The sequence below is a fragment of the Nitrospira sp. NS4 genome, assembly GCF_049546785.1.
GTDB lineage: Bacteria > Nitrospirota > Nitrospiria > Nitrospirales > Nitrospiraceae > Nitrospira_D.
The window spans coordinates 304,880-321,331 of record NZ_JBMWAN010000001.1 but is presented as its reverse complement, the minus strand read 5'-3'; the positions used below and the strand labels follow the sequence as shown (position 1 = coordinate 321,331).

The 16,452-nt window shown below is 59.8% G+C and carries 13 protein-coding genes; 8 read left to right on the top strand and 5 right to left on the bottom strand.

The features are described 5' to 3' along the window. Positions 1-656: 656 nt before the first annotated feature. From ACO9S2_RS01490 to ACO9S2_RS01470, 5 genes are read right to left on the bottom strand one after another with little or no spacing between them, the layout of a single operon-like run. Positions 657-1,754, bottom strand: coding sequence for a sulfate/molybdate ABC transporter ATP-binding protein (locus ACO9S2_RS01490; RefSeq protein ID WP_423720000.1), 1,098 nt, complete (start codon positions 1,752-1,754; stop codon positions 657-659). Between the two features lie 22 nt (positions 1,755-1,776). After that, positions 1,777-2,574: a sulfate ABC transporter permease gene (locus ACO9S2_RS01485; RefSeq protein ID WP_423719998.1), complete on the bottom strand. Its 798-nt coding sequence runs from the start codon at positions 2,572-2,574 to the stop codon at positions 1,777-1,779. Between the two features lie 6 nt (positions 2,575-2,580). Continuing rightward, complete coding sequence (gene cysT / locus ACO9S2_RS01480; protein WP_423719996.1) at positions 2,581-3,459, bottom strand: sulfate ABC transporter permease subunit CysT; 879 nt, start codon at positions 3,457-3,459, stop codon at positions 2,581-2,583. A 14-nt stretch (positions 3,460-3,473) separates the two neighbouring features. After that, positions 3,474-4,514: a sulfate ABC transporter substrate-binding protein gene (locus ACO9S2_RS01475; RefSeq protein ID WP_423720692.1), complete on the bottom strand. Its 1,041-nt coding sequence runs from the start codon at positions 4,512-4,514 to the stop codon at positions 3,474-3,476. Positions 4,515-4,554: 40 nt separating this feature from the next. Further along, positions 4,555-4,998: an RrF2 family transcriptional regulator gene (locus ACO9S2_RS01470; protein ID WP_423719995.1), complete on the bottom strand. Its 444-nt coding sequence runs from the start codon at positions 4,996-4,998 to the stop codon at positions 4,555-4,557. Positions 4,999-5,279: 281 nt separating this feature from the next. On the opposite strand from ACO9S2_RS01470, the gene ACO9S2_RS01465 reads away from it, so the two are divergent. The 8 genes from ACO9S2_RS01465 (at position 5,280) to ACO9S2_RS01430 (ending at position 16,381) form a co-directional block, all read left to right on the top strand. After that, positions 5,280-6,209 (top strand): glycine--tRNA ligase subunit alpha, encoded by a 930-nt coding sequence (locus tag ACO9S2_RS01465; protein WP_423719994.1) that lies wholly within the window; start codon positions 5,280-5,282, stop codon positions 6,207-6,209. Between the two features lie 6 nt (positions 6,210-6,215). Further along, positions 6,216-8,399: a glycine--tRNA ligase subunit beta gene (glyS, locus tag ACO9S2_RS01460; RefSeq protein ID WP_423719992.1), complete on the top strand. Its 2,184-nt coding sequence runs from the start codon at positions 6,216-6,218 to the stop codon at positions 8,397-8,399. Between the two features lie 15 nt (positions 8,400-8,414). Then, the gene (locus tag ACO9S2_RS01455; protein WP_423719991.1) at positions 8,415-8,924 is read left to right on the top strand and encodes a hypothetical protein; all 510 of its coding nucleotides are present in this window, start codon (positions 8,415-8,417) and stop codon (positions 8,922-8,924) included. A 33-nt stretch (positions 8,925-8,957) separates the two neighbouring features. Then, positions 8,958-11,798 (top strand): pyruvate, phosphate dikinase, encoded by a 2,841-nt coding sequence (gene ppdK / locus ACO9S2_RS01450; RefSeq protein ID WP_423719990.1) that lies wholly within the window; start codon positions 8,958-8,960, stop codon positions 11,796-11,798. Between the two features lie 204 nt (positions 11,799-12,002). Then, the gene (ribD, locus tag ACO9S2_RS01445; RefSeq protein ID WP_423719988.1) at positions 12,003-13,091 is read left to right on the top strand and encodes a bifunctional diaminohydroxyphosphoribosylaminopyrimidine deaminase/5-amino-6-(5-phosphoribosylamino)uracil reductase RibD; all 1,089 of its coding nucleotides are present in this window, start codon (positions 12,003-12,005) and stop codon (positions 13,089-13,091) included. A 7-nt stretch (positions 13,092-13,098) separates the two neighbouring features. Next, the gene (locus tag ACO9S2_RS01440) at positions 13,099-14,415 is read left to right on the top strand and encodes a hypothetical protein (RefSeq protein WP_423719987.1); all 1,317 of its coding nucleotides are present in this window, start codon (positions 13,099-13,101) and stop codon (positions 14,413-14,415) included. Next, positions 14,412-15,215 (top strand): hypothetical protein, encoded by an 804-nt coding sequence (locus tag ACO9S2_RS01435; RefSeq protein ID WP_423719985.1) that lies wholly within the window; start codon positions 14,412-14,414, stop codon positions 15,213-15,215. Before ACO9S2_RS01440 ends, ACO9S2_RS01435 begins: the two co-directional genes overlap by 4 nt. After that, entirely contained in the window at positions 15,212-16,381 is a 1,170-nt protein-coding gene (locus tag ACO9S2_RS01430) for an MFS transporter (RefSeq protein ID WP_423719984.1), read from the top strand. The genes ACO9S2_RS01435 and ACO9S2_RS01430 overlap by 4 nt, the downstream gene beginning before the upstream one ends. Positions 16,382-16,452: the final 71 nt, after the last annotated feature.

The window sequence follows — 16,452 nt, the reverse complement described above, 5'->3', positions numbered from 1 at the left end:
GGCCTGGATGAAGTTGATGGCCCTGGATCGTGATGTCAGGGATGAGCAAATTGCATGCCCATTCGTTCTTGTTGTATTTGCTAGATATTCTGATTTCTAATCCGGCAAAACTTGTACGCGTGACGACCTTCGTGAAGGTAGTTCCCTACACATAGCCAGAAATGTAGGTATCTGAAGGCCTGCGGCCATAACTATTTGACAAGTGAGTACCTTGCGAATCTGAACGCGCGTATTCTGGTAATCGGGCAGTGGAGTGGGAGGGGCAAGGACAGCGAAGAAGAGATTCTAATAGCCAGTGATGATCGTAATGGGGCTGATACGGTCTCTGGAGACGGGGAGAGTGTACGGATTGGGAGGGAGGGGCCAAATCCAGTACATGGAACGCGCACATTGAATGCACAAATTCTTTTCTTGGAGGGGCATCCAGAGGGGCCCTGGCAATGTAGTCTTGTTCCTCAAGCGATCCGAGCTTGTGACGGTCTTTCGTTGCTCGTTGAGAATTTTGGGAAACGATTGGCGGAGATATGTCTCGTTTGGATCTAGATTAGCTCAGTGGTGGGCTCATTCAATCCATTGGGCATGGGAGATCCGCTGCAACTTCGCGTGGCCTTCCGGTTTTCGTTGGTGAAGGACGGTAGGAGAAGACTGCTCGAACGTTATGGTGTAAGGGGGCCGGCAGCTGGTTCGTGAGGGGGCCCTGTGGGAGGAAGCTGTTTCCCTTCTTGCGGAAGGAAGCGAAACTGCGTCACGGCGTATGAGACCTGCTGGCCGACTTCGAAGCGGTACTGTCGAAACTCTTCTTTGTTCATACGGGATCGAAGAAGAATTCCTTCCTCCGTCTCTATCTCAAGGCGATAGGCCACGCCCAGAAAGTAGATATGTCGAAGCCTGGCGGACTGACGGTACCGCCGGGGGTCTTCCGACACCTTGACGTAGTAGGGACGAAATCCAACTTGCAGGCGGGATCCTTCAGGAAACCCGGGGGCAGGAAATTGAAGGGAGCCGATGCCGACGGTCCCCTTTCTCACCTCGCCTTCGACGATGTTCATGGCCCCGATGAACCGGGCCACGAATTCTGTGGCGGGCTCCTCGTACACCTCGGCTGGAGTACCGGCTTGTTCCAACTTGCCCTTTGAAAACACGATGATCCGACCGGAGACCTCCATTGCCTCCTCTTGATCGTGTGTCACGAAGAGGCTGGTGACATTGAGGTTGTCGTGGAGCCGGATCAGCCACTCCCGCAGTTCCTGCCGGACTTTGGCGTCCACGGCGCCGAACGGTTCGTCGAGCAGCAGCACGCTGGGTTTCGGCGCCAAAGCTCTGGCAATGGCGACCCGCTGGCGCTGCCCCCCGGATAATTGATGAGGATACCGGGCGTGGAGTCCCTCAAGGCTCATCAGCCGCAGCAGGTCGGTCACGCGCTCCTCGATGTCTTTCGTGCCCCATTTCTTGATCTTGAGACCGAACGCGATGTTGTCGAACACGGTCATGTGTTTGAACAAGGCATAGTGCTGAAAGACGAATCCGATATTCCGTTCCTGAACGGACAGATCGTTGACCCGCTTTCCATCAATAAAGATGTCTCCCCCTGACGGCGTCTCGAGTCCCGCGATCAACCGCAGGACCGTCGTTTTGCCGCTTCCGCTCGGTCCGAGCAGGCCGAGGAGCTCCCCTTCCTTCACATCAAACGACACTCCTGACACCGCCAGAACCTGACCGTATTGTTTTGCGAGCCCCCGCACCTCGATCTTCACGTCGTCACCTCGATCCGGTTTTCTAAGCCACGGTTGCCGCGGCCCTGGCTTTTGCAAACTCGAGCAGGGTCAGGATTGCAAAGGAGATGGCCAGGAGTGTCAAGGCGACCGCGTTCGCGCCGATGTAATTGAAGTCCACGTAGCTCTGGTAGATATGCAAGGTCGCGGTCTGCGTCAGCAGCAGAATGTTCCCTGATACGACGAGCACCGCGCCGAATTCACCGATGGCCCTGGCCACTGTCAGGGTCGCGCCGTAGACCAGCCCCCAGCGGAGTGCGGGGAGCGTTACTTTGAAGAAGACTTGCCACTCGCTCGCCCCCAACGTTCTGGCGGCCTCCTCTGCATCCGTTCCGATGGTCTGCAACAGGGGCGTCAGTTCACGGACAGAGAAAGGGAACGTTGCGAACAATGTCGCCAATACCATGGCGGGCATGGCAAATAGAACTTTAATCCCCATGGTTCCGAAGAAGATGCCGAGAAGGGTTTCGGGACCGAACAGCAGGATCAGCATGAATCCCGCGATGACCGGAGACACCGAAAAGGGCAGGTCGATCAATCCGCTTAGAATCGTCCGCCCGAAGAACTGTTGCCTGACGAGGACCAGAGCGGTGATGGTGCCGAAGATCAGGTTCACGACCAGCACGATTGCCGTAATTTCGAGTGTCAGCGTGAACCCGTGCAACGCTTCCGGTTTTGTAATCTCGCTCCAGAAGGTGGAGAGTCCTTCGCCGAAACTCTGTACCGCCAGATAGAGAATCGGTCCGACCAGAAGGACGGCAAAGTACAACCACACAGAGCCGATGAGTATGCGGCGCATCATGGCTGGTTATCCGATCTCCGAAGGATGACCGGTCGCGAATGACTGTTTCGACCCGCTTGGCCGGCGAAGCCACAGCGGCAGCCGTTCGCCGGGCGGCCTCGTCAGCCGCTCCAACAGCACCAGGACCAGAAACGAGATCAACAGGATGAAGATCGAGACCGATGTGGCGCCCTGGGGGTTGTAACTCTCGATCTCCCCGTACACATAGACCGATGCCACCTGGGTCTTCATGGGAATATTGCCGGCGACGATCACAATGGACCCGAACTCGCCCAGTGCGCGCACAAAGGTGAGAAACACACCGGTCAAGAGGCCTGGCAGCACGGAGGGGACCGTGACTTTCCAGAAGGTCGTCCACTGACTTGCCCCCAGCGAAAAGGCCGCTTCCTCCTGATCCCGCTCCAACTCCATCAAGACCGGTTGGAGCGACCGGATGGTGAACGGCATGGTGACGAACAGCATCGCCAGCACAATGCCGGGTTTGTCGTACAGCACCGTGATGCCGCCTTGTTGCAGCCAGCCTCCCAGAGGGCTCGTCGGCCCGTAGATTGCGGCGATCATCAAGCCGGCCACCAGTGTCGGAATCGCGAAGGGAAGATCGACGAGCGCATTGAGGAACCAGCGGCCGGGAAAGTCGTAGCGTACGAGCACAATTGCGGACAGCGTTCCGAACAGGGCGTTGATGACGGTCGTGATCAAGGCGGCTTCCACGGTCAATGCCAAAGCGGCGGACGCCTGAGGGGTACTGATATCGGTGACGAATTGGCCGACCCCCGCGACAAACGACTGATGGGCGATGGCGGCGAGCGGCAGCAGAATGAGCAGCAGCACATAACCGACTGCCATTGACCGGAGCGCAAGTTTGATGAGGTGGTGGGCCGTCATGTTCAGGAGGTCGCCTATTTTCCGCGTGCCAGATCTTCGACGACGGTTGTCCAGATTCCTTGAGGACCGAACAGCTTCGTGCTGATCGTGTCCCACCCGCCCAGGTCGGCAATTGTGAAGAGTCGAGCCGGGCGGGGGAGTGAGGCTGCGGCTGCCTGTGATGCAGCCTGCGTGACCGGCCGGAATCCAAGCTCGGCAAATGCCGCCTGCGCTTCTTCGCCATGGAGGAAGGCGACAAACGCTTCGGCGAGATCGCGCACCTTGTGACGATCCACATGACGGTCCACAAGCGCCACGGGATTCTCGATCCAGACCGTTTCCTGGGGGACGATGATTTCGTACGGGCGATTGCTCTTGATGCGCGGGATCAATTCATTTTCGTAGGTCACGATGACGTCTCCCACGCCTCGTTCGAAGGTCGTCACCGATTCACGCCCGCTCTTGTCCATCACCTTGACGTTTTTCTGGATGCGTTTCAGCAATCCTGCCGCAAAGGCCTCGGTCGTGGCTGCATCTGCGGTTTTGCCGGCTCCGGCCTGTAGTTCGGCGAGCTTCAAACCGGCTCCATAGATCGCGATCACATCCCACATCGCGCCGCCGGAGGTTTTGGGATTCGGGTACAGCACCTCCACGCCGGGTTTGGCGAGATCTTCCCACACCTTAATACCCTTGGGGTTGCCCTTGCGCACTCCGAAGGCGACCACGGAGGCTGAAATGACTCCCTTCTGGGCTCCGGCGCGCCAATCGTGGGAAATCAATCCCGCCTTGCTGATCTGATCCAGGTCGCCCTCGAGCGAGAGTGCCGCCACGTCGGCCTCGAAGCCCCCGATGATCGCTCTGGCCTGCGCCCCGGACGCTCCATAGGAACTGCGGATGCGCACGTCCTGTCCCGTCTTCTGTTTCCAGTGCCGTTGAAACGCAGGAATGATCTTTCGTTCGTAGGCCTCCTTCGGCACGCTGTAGGCAGCCAGCGTCAATTCTCTGGGCTCTCCGGCTATGGCGGAGGCAGCGGAAACCAGCATCGAAATGAGCGTGAGGGGGAACAGCAAGGTCATCAACACGATGAGGCTCCTTTGGTTGTGGCAGAGCCGCCGGTCAACTCGCGCGTTGTGCCGGTTTGGTCTTGGCAAACTGGCTCAGCGTGTAATGGTCCAAAATATCGGCGATGGCGTTTCTGACTTCGCCCATCGCATCCTGCAGAGGACAATAGGCCTTGGTGGCATAGGGGCAATCGGAACATTTTTGATAGGCGGTCTTGCTCACACAGGAAATCGGCGCGAGCGGCCCGTCTAAAATGCGGATGACCTGGCCCAGGGTGATCTCCTCGGGCGACTTGATCAGCGTATAGCCGCCCTTCATCCCGCGGCGGCTTGCCAGGAGTCCGGCGCGTTTGAGTGCCAGCAGAATCTGTTCGAGGAAGTCGACCGGGATATGCTGACGGATGGCGATCTCATGACGCTGCAGGGTCGCCGTCCCGTAGGCGAGGGTCAGCTCCAGGAGTGCCCGGAGTCCGTACTCACTTTTCTTCGACAGCTTCATTGCAGGACCGGCATAATTCCGAGTGAGTTAATCAAGAATGGGGACAATAGAGGATCGTGCTCTCTTCCGTCAAGAGGTGACCGGTGAAATTGAAGGGAATTCGCGTGGTATTTTCGCTTTAGGCGCGCCAGCGTCATTGCGGAGAAAGCGTGATGCAACTCTTTGATCCATGAGGGAATGTTGCTTGACAGGGTGAAAGCATTCTTGTTAGCTTTGCACTCCGTTTTTGAACCATAGGCAAAGTTGACGCACACTTCCTTTTAACCGCTGCTGGATCTTCTGTGACCTTTCAGGATCTCATTCTTACACTGAGCAGGTTTTGGGCTGATCGGGGCTGTGTCGTCCATCAGCCGTATGACATGGAAATGGGTGCGGGCACCTTTCACCCTGCCACCTTCCTTCGCTCATTGGGTCCGGAACCCTGGCGTGCCGCCTATCCGCAACCCTGCCGACGACCGACCGATGGCCGGTACGGGGAAAACCCCAACCGCATGCAGCACTACTATCAGTATCAGGTCGTGCTCAAGCCTGCGCCGGACAATATCCAGGAGTTGTATCTGGAAAGCCTGGCCCAGCTCGGGATCAATCCCAAGCAACATGACATTCGATTTATTCAAGATGACTGGGAGTCGCCCACCCTCGGTGCCTGGGGGCTGGGATGGGAAGTCCGCCTCGACGGGATGGAAATCACGCAATTCACCTACTTCCAGGAAATCGGAGGGATCGAGCTGAGTCCCATTACCGGCGAGATCACCTACGGCACGGAACGGATCGCGATGTATCTGCAGCAGGTCAACAACGTCTTCGACCTTGCCTGGACCGACTCGATCAAGTATGGCGATATTCATCACGAGACCGAAGTGCAGGGCTCCCGCTACAACTTTGAAGAAGGCGATGTGCAGATGTTGATGCAGGCCTTCCAGTCGCATGAAGCGGAGTGCAAACGACTGTTGGCGCAAACCGATAAACGACTGACCTTGCCGGCCTACGACTATTGCATCAAGTCATCGCATGTCTTCAATTTGCTCGACGCCCGCGGGGCCATCAGTGTGGCCGAGCGGACAGGATACATCGCGCGGGTCAGAGCGTTGGCCCGGCAGTGTGCCGAACGGTACATCGAGGAGCGAGCCGCCATGGGGCACCCCTTGTTGAATCCTCGCGGGCCGAAAGCCGGCGGCACTCGAAAGACAGCCGGATCCACCAGATCATAACCGTCCATGCCGAAGACCAAGAAGACTTCTCGCGCCAGTGTGGCTCCCAGGAAAACTGCGGGACGGGCTGCTCCGTCCACAGCGGAGTTGCTCGTAGAAATCGGGGTTGAGGAGCTCCCCTACCAGTTCATCAGTCCCGCTCTCGCCGGTCTGAAAGAATCCGCCGAACGACTGCTCAATGAACAGCGGTTGACGTTCAAAGAAATCCGGACCCTGGGCACCCCGCGCCGCTTGACGCTCGTGGTTGAGGGGCTGGCCATCCGGCAGGCGTCCGTGATGAAGGAGGCCATGGGGCCGTCGAAAGCGGTCGCATTCGATCAGGCGGGCCAACCGACCAGAGCGGCCATGGGGTTTGCAGCCGGGCAGGGCGTGGCCGTGCAGGAGCTCCAAGTCCGCCAGACGCCGAAGGGCGAGTATCTCTTTGCGGTCAAGCGGGAAGAAGGGCGCCCGGCCAAAATCGTGCTGACGGAACTTGTGCCGCAGTTGGTGGCCAAGCTGTCATTTCCCAAAGCGATGAAATGGAATGAGGCGGGCGTTCGTTTTGCCCGACCGGTGCGATGGCTGGTGGCTCTCTATGGCGGAGCCGTTCTTCCTGTCGAAGCTGCCGGTATCAAGGCCGGGAATCGGACCAGGGGGCACCGGGTGCTTGGCGCGAAACAGGGGGTGGTCGTGCGGGATTGCGCGACCTATGTGAAGGCGCTCGAAAAGCAGGGCGTCATTCCTGACCCGGAGCGCCGGCGCACGATGATCCAAGAGCAGGTGGCCACCCTCTGTAAGAAGACGGGCGTTGTCCTTAACCACGATGAATCGCTACTGGATCAAGCGGTCTATACCACGGAGTGGCCCAACGCGATTATCGGATCATTCAAGGATATGTATCTCGATGTGCCTGAGGAAATCCTGATCACGTCGATGAAAGAGCACCAGGGGTTCTTCTCCTTGCGGGACAAGAACAGCGGCAAGCTGGTGGCGCACTTCATCGCGGTCACGAACAATCGCGTCAAGGATATGGGGTTGATCCGCGAAGGCAACGAGCGGGTGCTCGCAGCACGGTTGGCGGACGCCAAGTTCTTCTATGACGATGACCGGACTTCGCCGCTGCAGGAGCGTGTCGGCAAACTCGCCGGGGTGACCTTCCATCAAAAGATCGGGACGATGGGACAGAAGCAGGAGCGCGTGGCTGCCATAGCGGCGACGCTGGCCAGGTCGGCCGGGCTCAAGGATTCCGTCGTCCAGGTTTGCGAACGTGCCGGCGTTTTGTGCAAAGCCGACCTGCTGACCGGTATTGTCGGAGAATTCCCGGAGTTGCAGGGGATCATGGGCGGCTACTATGCCCGGCACGATGGGGAAGATCCGGCGGTCTGTCAGGCCATTCTTCAGCACTATCGGCCGCATTCAATGGAAGGACCCATTCCTGAATCGGTTGAAGCCCAAGTGTTGTCGCTGGCCGATCGTTTGGACAGCCTCGCCTCATTCTTTCACGTCGGGATGGTGCCTACGGGATCTGAAGACCCCTTCGCGCTGCGCCGTCATGCCACGGCGATCGTGCGCATTCTGTTGGAGGGACTTGTTCGGTTGGACCTCGGTCGCGCGATCGGCGAGGCCAGAGCGATCGTTCAAGCGGCAGGTGTCAAGTCCGGCGCCGCCCAGGGTGATGGCCAGCAGCGGCTGGTCGAATTTGTCTTTGAACGGGTGCGGCACTATGCGCGCACGGTCCATGGGTTGCGGGATGATGTGGTGAACGCAGTCGTCAGCGCGGCGGATCGCCAGTCGTTCGATCTGCGGGACCTGGTGGCCAAGATGCAGGCACTTCACTCGGTCGCGAGCCGAACCGAGTTCGATCCGCTGATTGTCGGATTCAAGCGTGCGCATCGATTGGTGGAGAAGGAACAGTGGGAGCGCCGCCCGGTCGAGCCATCCGTCTTTCAAGATCCCGCCGAGTCCGCCCTTCACAAGGCCGTATCGGATGAGCGGGACCAGATGGCCGCGTCGATGCAGGCGAGCGACTATGGCAAGGCCCTGGAATCGCTGGTTCGGCTGAAGCCGGCCATCGATGCCTTCTTTGCCGCGGTGATGGTCAACGCGGACGACCAAGCGGTGCGCAGGAATCGCCTCTCGCTCCTGAAGGATGTGGATGATTTCTTCATGACATTCGCGGACTTCTCCCAGATTGTGGTACAAGGGGGGTAGGCAGGGCATGGAGTCATGGCGCAGGATTCCGCATCCAAAGTCGGGACCGGGGCGGACGATGACGATGCCTCACGCCGTGCACGGGTTCGACGCTTTGCCAGAGGGGTGACAGTCGTCCTGATTCTGGTCTGCAACGGGATGTTCCTCTTCGGCATGTGGGTGAGCGGCGTCAACCTGGATGAGTTGGTGAAGACGCCGGACCGGTTCGATCCACAATCGGATGTCTGTCTCCGGTTGAGCTGGCAGCGTCTGAAGGGAGCCACGGAGCCCATCCGCCTCTGTTCTGAGTGGATCAACTTGTCGGATCCGACAGGCAAACCTCATGTCTTGGATAAGAATACCCAAGTGCGCCAGGGCCCCGATGGCCGGTACTATGTGGACCGCGGCGTCCAGGCTGATTACCGCCTTGTGTGGTTTGTGGGGTTTGTCGCGGCGATTATCCTGTTCGGCATGATGACGCGCCGCTATCTCGTGAATCGCTACCGGCTTCAACTCGAATTAGCTGCAACCAGACCATCAGCGTAGATGCGTTGAGTCGATCGCAAAGGAGAGTCAGGCGTGGCAAAGAAATACGTGTACTACTTCGGTGACGGCAAGGCGGAAGGCACCTCGAACATGAAAGAGCTGCTGGGCGGGAAAGGCGCCGGCCTGGCGGAGATGACCAACCTCGGTATTTCTGTCCCGCCTGGTTTTACGATCACGACCGAAGCCTGTGTCGAATATTACAAGCTCGGGAAGAAGTATCCGCCCGGCATGTGGGATGCGGCGTTGGCGTCGCTCAAGCGGGTGGAACGGTCGATGGGGATGGGGTTCGGCGATCCGGAAAAGCCGCTGCTCGTGTCCGTGCGTTCCGGCGCGCGCGCCTCGATGCCCGGCATGATGGATACCGTCTTAAACGTCGGTCTGACGCTCAAGACGGTCGAAGGTCTTGCGGCCAAGACGCGCAACGAGCGGTTTGCGCAGGACAGCTACCGCCGGTTCATCACCATGTTCGGCAGCATCGTGATGGGAGTGCCGCGCGAGCATTTCGAAGCCATTCTGAATCACAAAAAAGAAGAAATGGGCGTGGCGCACGAGACGCAATTGGACGCGGGCGCCTTGCGCGATCTCGTGGAGCGCTTCAAGTCGCTCGTTAAGGAAGAGACGGGCAAGGACTTCCCGGACGATCCGAACGACCAGCTGCGGATGGCGATCAATGCCGTGTTCTCATCCTGGAACGGCGCCCGGGCCATTACCTATCGCAGGCTGAACGGCATTCCTGACCACTGGGGGACTGCGATCAACGTGGTGGCGATGGTGTTTGGAAACATGGGCGACACCAGCGGCACCGGCGTCGCCTTCACGCGGGATCCCAATACCGGCGAACGGAAGTTTTTCGGCGAATGTTTGATGAATGCCCAAGGGGAAGATGTGGTGGCGGGCATCCGCACGCCGCTGCCGGTGACCGAGCTCGGGCGCACCGTGCCGGCTGCTTATAAGGAGCTGGAGACAACCTACAAGAAACTGGAGAAGCACTACCGCGACATGCTCGACCTGGAATTTACGATCCAGGAGGGCAAGCTCTACATGCTGCAAACGCGCGTCGGAAAGCGGACCGGCATTTCGGCGGTCCGTATTGCCGTCGAAATGGTCAAGGAAGGGCTTATCTCGAAACGCGAAGCGGTGCAGCGAGTGGGGCCGGAGCAGTTGTCCCAGTATCTCTATCCCATTTTCGACACTAAATCAGAGTCCAGCGCGACTCCATTGGGCAAAGGCTTGCCCGCCGGGCCCGGGGCGTCTGCCGGAAAGATCGCCCTGACCCCTGATCGCGCGGTCGAGATGAAAGCGGCGGGGGAGCGGGTGGTGCTGGTGCGGGAAGAAACGAGCCCGGATGACATTCACGGGATGAATGCCGCAACCGGTTTTGTCACGGCCCGCGGCGGCATGACGTCGCATGCGGCGGTGGTGGCCAGGCAGATGGGTAAAGTCTGCGTGGCAGGATGCGAGGCGGTGGAAGTCATCGACAACCAGTCCGTCAGGATCGGCGCCAAGGTCTTTCATGAAGGCGATTACATCTCCGTGAACGGCTCGACGGGAAATGTCTATGACGGCGACATTCCCGTGATGGAATCCGAGATCATTCAGGTGGTCCAAGGCAAGCTGGATCCGAAGAAGTCGGAGAAGTACCAGTTGTTCTCGACGATCCTCTCGTGGGCGGACAGCATGCGGACGCTCCGGGTTCGCGCGAACGCGGATGTGCCCGACCAGGCGAAGATTGCGCGCGGCTTCGGCGCCGAGGGCATCGGCCTCTGCCGCACTGAGCATATGTTCTTCGCCGAGGACCGGATTCCGATCATGCAGAAAATGATCCTGGCGCGGACGAGAGAGGAACGGGAAAAGTTTCTCGATCAGCTCCTGCCGCTCCAGAAGGCCGACTTTATTGGGCTCTATCGTGAAATGCATGGCTTCCCGGTGACGATCCGGTTGCTCGATCCGCCGTTGCACGAGTTCCTGCCGAAACGCGAGGAACTGATGGTCGAAATCGCGCAACTGGAGTTGACCGGGGCCGATGGCGCCAAGATGGAAGAGAAACGGCGCTTGCTGGCGCGGGTTGAGGAACTGCACGAGTTCAATCCCATGCTGGGGCTGCGCGGATGCCGTCTCGGAATCACGATGCCGGAGATCACCCGCATGCAGGCCAGAGCCATCATGGAAGCGGCCTGTGAGCTGGTCAAAGAGGGCAAGAAGATCGTGCCGGAAATCATGATTCCGCTGGTCGGCATGGTGTCGGAAATGAAGTCGCAAAAAGATCTTGTGCGCGAAGTCGCGCAGGAGACCATGAAGCGTTATAACGTCAAGCTCTCGTATCTGGTGGGGACGATGATCGAGCTGCCCCGCGCGGCGGTGACGGCCGATCGCATTGCGCAGGAAGCGGAATTCTTCTCATTCGGGACCAACGACCTCACGCAAACCACGTTCGGGTTCTCCCGCGACGATGCCGCCAAGTTCATCGATCATTATAAGACGGTGAAGATCATGGAGTCCGATCCGTTCGCCGTCCTCGATCGCGAGGGTGTCGGGGCGTTGATGAAGACGGCGATCGCCGGGGGACGCCAGACCAGGCCCGGCATCAAGCTCGGGATTTGCGGTGAGCATGGCGGTGATCCGAGTTCCGTTGAGTTCTGCCACCAGTTGGGCTTGGATTATGTGAGCTGTTCGCCTTTCCGCGTGGCGATTGCACGACTGGCGGCGGCGCAGGCCGCGATCGCCGAAGGCGACGCCAAGCCGGCTGCCTCCAAGAAAGCCGCGCCGGTACGAGTAAAGGCGGCGAAAGCCGCGAAAGTCTCGAAGCCCGCTAAGCCGGCCAAGCCGGCTAAGCAAGCGCGCAAGAAGTCACCCGTGAGACGTAAAAAACGGTGACGGACCGTACCCACGACCTTCACTACATGACACAGGCCCTTCGCTGTGGGGCGGGATGATGTCGCGGGTAAGATCAGGGGATTCGGGAACGGATCAGTCTCAAGCTCTTCGCTACATGACTCAGGCCCCTTGTGGTGGCGCGGAATGATGCTGCCGGTAAGACCAGGGGCTTCGGGAACTGTTCAGCCACGCGACCTCCAGTACATGACACTGGCCCTTCGGCTTGCGGAAAAGGGCCGCGGCAAGACCAGCCCCAACCCGATGGTTGGGGCCCTCGTCATCTCCAAAGGCCGTATCGTCGGCCAAGCCTACCATCACGCAGCCGGACAAGCACATGCCGAAGCGCTCGCCCTCCGACAAGCCGGGCCTCGTGCCAGAGGAGCGACGCTCTATGTCACGCTTGAGCCCTGTAGTCATCTCAACAAGCGGACGCCTCCCTGTGCGCCGACGGTGATCCAGTCCGGCGTGCGCCGTGTCGTCGTCGCGATGGTCGATCCCAACCCGCTGGTGCGAGGGAAAGGGATCTCGCAGTTGCGCCGTGCCGGCATTCAAGTGACCGTCGGAGTGGCGCGGCAGGGAGCGGAAGAGCTCAATCGCGCCTATCGTCATTGGGTCCGCACCAAACGGCCGTATGCGATCTTGAAAGCCGGCATGACTTTGGACGGACAGATTGCGACGGCGGGCGGCGAGTCGAAGTGGATCACCGGGCTTCAGTCTCGCCGGGAAGTTCATCGCCTGCGGAGCGCCGTCGATGCGGTGATCGTAGGCATTGGTACGGTCCTTCGGGATGATCCCTCACTGACTGCGCGCCGGCCGCCGAGATTGACCGCACTGGCCGCCACACAACCCTGCCGGATTGTGATTGATAGCCGTCTGCGCATCCCCCGTTCGGCAAAGATTCTTGGACAACAAAGCCAGGCAAAGACCGTGATCGCCACAACCAAGGCTGCGCCGAAGGCTCGTCTACGCTCGTTCGAGAAACAGGGGATTGAAGTGCTGGTGCTTCCCGGGGAGCGAGAGCGTGTGTCGCTGAAACAGCTCCTCGCAATCCTTGGCCAACGGGGTATGATCTCAGTGATGGTGGAGGGTGGCGCGGAGCTGAATGCCGCATTTCTTCGATCGAAACTGGTCAACCATGTCCGTTTATATGTTGCTCCGACTCTTCTTGGGGGAACCCAATCCAAGGGGGTGATCGGAGGAACGAGTCCCCGTCGCCTGGCCGATGCGTGGAAGTTGAAGCAGGTGCGAACCAGGTCGTTAGGGGCTGATGTTGTCGTCGAAGGTGACTTATAATGCACCTATGCCCACTCAAGTAAATATCGGCGTTGTCCTGCGATGGCTGTGTTGCCTGGCGTTGCTCTGGACCTTGTGCCTGGCTGGAGAGGCTGCCGACGCAACAGAGGCTTCCCCGCAGCTCCCGGACCTGACCGCCGATGTCTTCTCCTACCTCGATGAGCCTGATGGCGAGAAGGCAGAGGCGGTGCTTCAGCGGCTGCTCGCAGATCCGGGAGCCACCATCGACCTGATCAGCCGCACTATTCAGACCGGCCGATCCTATGATCCGCAGCCGGTCGGGACGATGGCGGAGGAGCAGATTGTCGTTCGCGAGCGGCCCTATCACTATGCGCTCTCAGTCCCGCTCACCTATCAGCCGGCGAAGGGCTATGGGCTGGTAGTCTGTCTGCATGGAGCGGGATTTTCCGGTGACGCCTATCTTGAACGGTGGCAGAGCCGATTGGGGGACGATTATGTTCTCGTCTGCCCGACCTATCCCTCCGGAGCCTGGTTCACCAGATCAGCGGAGGAATTGGTACTTGCCCTCATTCAATTGGTCCAGACCAGGTACCATATCGATCCTGATCGCATCTTTCTCACCGGTATGTCGAATGGCGGCATCGGCACCTGGTTGATCGGGATGCACCACGCGCCGCGTTTCGCCGGCCTCGCGCCGATGGCCAGTGGCCTCGACGATGTGCTCATGCCCTTCCTCGCCAATCTGCGCAATACGCCGGTCTATATCATTCACGGGGCGAAGGATCAGGTGATGCCGGTCGAACTGAGCCGGTCGATCTCGCGCGAGCTGGCGGCAATCGGTTACCCGCATGTCTATCGCGAACATCAGCGAGAGCATCCCATGGCCGGCGGCCATTTCTTCCCCCGCGAAGAGCTGCCCGACCTCGTCGCCTGGTTCAATGTCCAGCGACGGAATCCGCTTCCCACCATGATCACGCTGGTGCGGGAGGCCAGTCACTTCCAGCCCTTCGGCTGGGTCAGGATCGATGCCACCGATGCGATCGCCGCGTTTGCCGAAGATCTCGTTTCCAAGCGCGATGAGCTCACCAAGAAGAAACGCTATGCCCGGCTGGACGCATCGGTGACGGCGCCTAACCGCATTGAAGTCGAAACGGGTCTGGTGCAGCGGTACACACTGTTTTTGAACGATCAACTGGTCGATCTCTCCAAGCCGGTTACCGTGGTCACCAATAAGCAGGTGTCATTCGAGGGGATGCTCACGCCCACGGTCGAGACGCTCCTGCGGCAGGCGCGTCTGCGTCAGGATGCCCGCCAGCTCTTTCCGGTGCAGCTTGCCGTTCAGGTTTCGAAGCCGGCGCCATGATCCCGGTCCAAGTCATGTGGGGGGTGCGGGGCACGCTGCTGGCGGTGTTGTTGGGTAGCGTACAATCGCCGTCTGCGCTGGCGGAATCCTGCCGCTTGCCTCCTCGGCATGCCGGGGTCGCGTTTCCGGTCGAACAAGTTGAGGCCGGCTGGGCCTGCCGTCTCCAACCGATCATTGAGGATTTCACGACCGCCAATAAGGTCGGCCCTATCCGAACGCCGTTGCCGGAGTCGCTCTATGTCTATTTGTTGGACCGTCCTCCGACCGCGGCGGCCCTGGTCAATCGTCTCGAATTGGGGTTGTACAAGGCAGAGGAGCGGGGACCGGGGCGGTATTGGGGAACTGACGGGGAGGGCACCTCGGGACTCGTGGAGTTGGTCTATCAGGACCGGACGCATCGGATGTACTATCTGGAAGGAACGCACGACAGCGCGCTGCTGCGGCATATCGTGGGGAAGGCGGTGGTCTTGCTTCACATGAGTCCCGGCAAAGATGCCGTAGGCCATGACGTGGTCGAGACGACGCTCGTGGCCTATACGAGATTGGACAATCGCCTGCTCGCGGGACTGGTGTCTTTGGTGCGGCCGTTGGTGAGCAGTACGATCACGCGCAAGCTGACGAAAGGGGTCGAGGCGGTCAATCGACTCGGGCTGGAGATGCGGCGGAATCCCCGCCGTGTCCTCTTCGAAGCGATGGATCCCCCGGCATTGCCTCCGGAGGATGTCGTCTTCCTGCAAGAGGCGCTGGCCGGCATGCACGCATCTATCAGTGCCCCACAGAAGGATCAGCCATCCAAATGACCGCGTCGCGCAGTTTTCTGCTGATCTGTACCGTCGGGATTTTCTGCTTCATCAGCTACAACATGGTGCGGATGCCGGTGCTGGCCCTGTTCGCCGAATCGCTGGGGGCAGGCCCTGAGCGCATCGGCTTGATCGTCTCGGTCTCGACGCTGACCGGCGTCCTCCTCAAACTCCCGTCCGGTGCGCTGTCCGATATCTATGGCCGCCGCTTCCTGTTGCGGATCGGCGTCGTGGCGTTCGGTCTGCCGCCGTTCCTCTATCCGTTCATCACCGACCTGAATACCCTGACCGCGCTGCGGTTCGTGCATGGGTTGGCGACGGCGATCTTTGCCCCTAGCGCATTGGCGACGGTGGCGGAACTCTATCGTGAACGGCGCGGGGCCGCGCTCGGCACCTATACGGCCTGCACCCAGTCCGGCGCGCTGCTTGGTCCGTTCATCGGCGGGTACCTCGTTTATGCGGCCGGATTCAATTGGTCGTTCGTGACGGCAGGCATATTTGGCTGCGTGGCGATCGTGCTGTTCTACAGCCTGCATTTGGATGTGGCGACGCCGCGGGTCCAGCAGAAGGGGATGCAGCCGCTGCTGGCCGATATGTGGAAGGGGTTCGTCGTCGTCGCGCGGAATCGAAAGGTCCTCATCACGAGTTCCACCGACGGCGCGAAAATGATCGCCAACGGGGCCTTGATGGCGTTTCTGCCGCTCTACGGCGTGGCCGCAGGGTTAAATCCCGGCGAAGTGGGGCTCTTGTTCACTGTCCAAGCCGCGACCTCGTTCTTCTCCAAGCCGATCATGGGGCGGGTGTCGGACAGAATGGGGCGGCAGCCGCTGATCGTGGTCGGCCTGCTGATCTGTGCGGCCACATTCGTCTGCATGCCCCATGTCGCGCTGTTTCCCGTCCTGCTGCTGCTGTCGGCCGGTTTCGGATTCGGTGAAGCCGTGGTGTCGTCCTCCTCCTCCGCACTGGTGGCCGACAGTTCCGAGTTCAAGACGTTGGGGGCGGGGATGGGCATGCAGGGGACGATCATGGATATCGGCCACGCCAGCGGGCCACTGCTGGCCGGCGTGCTCATCGAGCGCATGAGCTACTCCAGCGCTTTCGCGATCATCGCTGGCATCCAGCTTGTGGCCGCCGCCGCATTCTGGCTGACGATGAGGAATAAGTAGCCCGGTGCTATAATGGCGCCGCCATGAACACTCATTCGACCGAAGATATGGTCATCGGTGTGCTGACTGCG

Coding starts and splice junctions, on each gene's coding strand:
- ACO9S2_RS01485 (WP_423719998.1), bottom strand. CDS start 2,574: ATGATGCGCCGCATACTCATCGGCTCTGTGTGGTTGTACTTTGCCGTC.
- cysT (WP_423719996.1), bottom strand. CDS start 3,459: ATGACGGCCCACCACCTCATCAAACTTGCGCTCCGGTCAATGGCAGTC.
- ACO9S2_RS01475 (WP_423720692.1), bottom strand. CDS start 4,514: ATGACCTTGCTGTTCCCCCTCACGCTCATTTCGATGCTGGTTTCCGCT.
- ACO9S2_RS01470 (WP_423719995.1), bottom strand. CDS start 4,998: ATGAAGCTGTCGAAGAAAAGTGAGTACGGACTCCGGGCACTCCTGGAG.
- glyS (WP_423719992.1), top strand. CDS start 6,216: ATGCCGAAGACCAAGAAGACTTCTCGCGCCAGTGTGGCTCCCAGGAAA.
- ACO9S2_RS01455 (WP_423719991.1), top strand. CDS start 8,415: ATGGCGCAGGATTCCGCATCCAAAGTCGGGACCGGGGCGGACGATGAC.
- ribD (WP_423719988.1), top strand. CDS start 12,003: ATGACACTGGCCCTTCGGCTTGCGGAAAAGGGCCGCGGCAAGACCAGC.
- ACO9S2_RS01440 (WP_423719987.1), top strand. CDS start 13,099: ATGCCCACTCAAGTAAATATCGGCGTTGTCCTGCGATGGCTGTGTTGC.
- ACO9S2_RS01435 (WP_423719985.1), top strand. CDS start 14,412: ATGATCCCGGTCCAAGTCATGTGGGGGGTGCGGGGCACGCTGCTGGCG.
- ACO9S2_RS01430 (WP_423719984.1), top strand. CDS start 15,212: ATGACCGCGTCGCGCAGTTTTCTGCTGATCTGTACCGTCGGGATTTTC.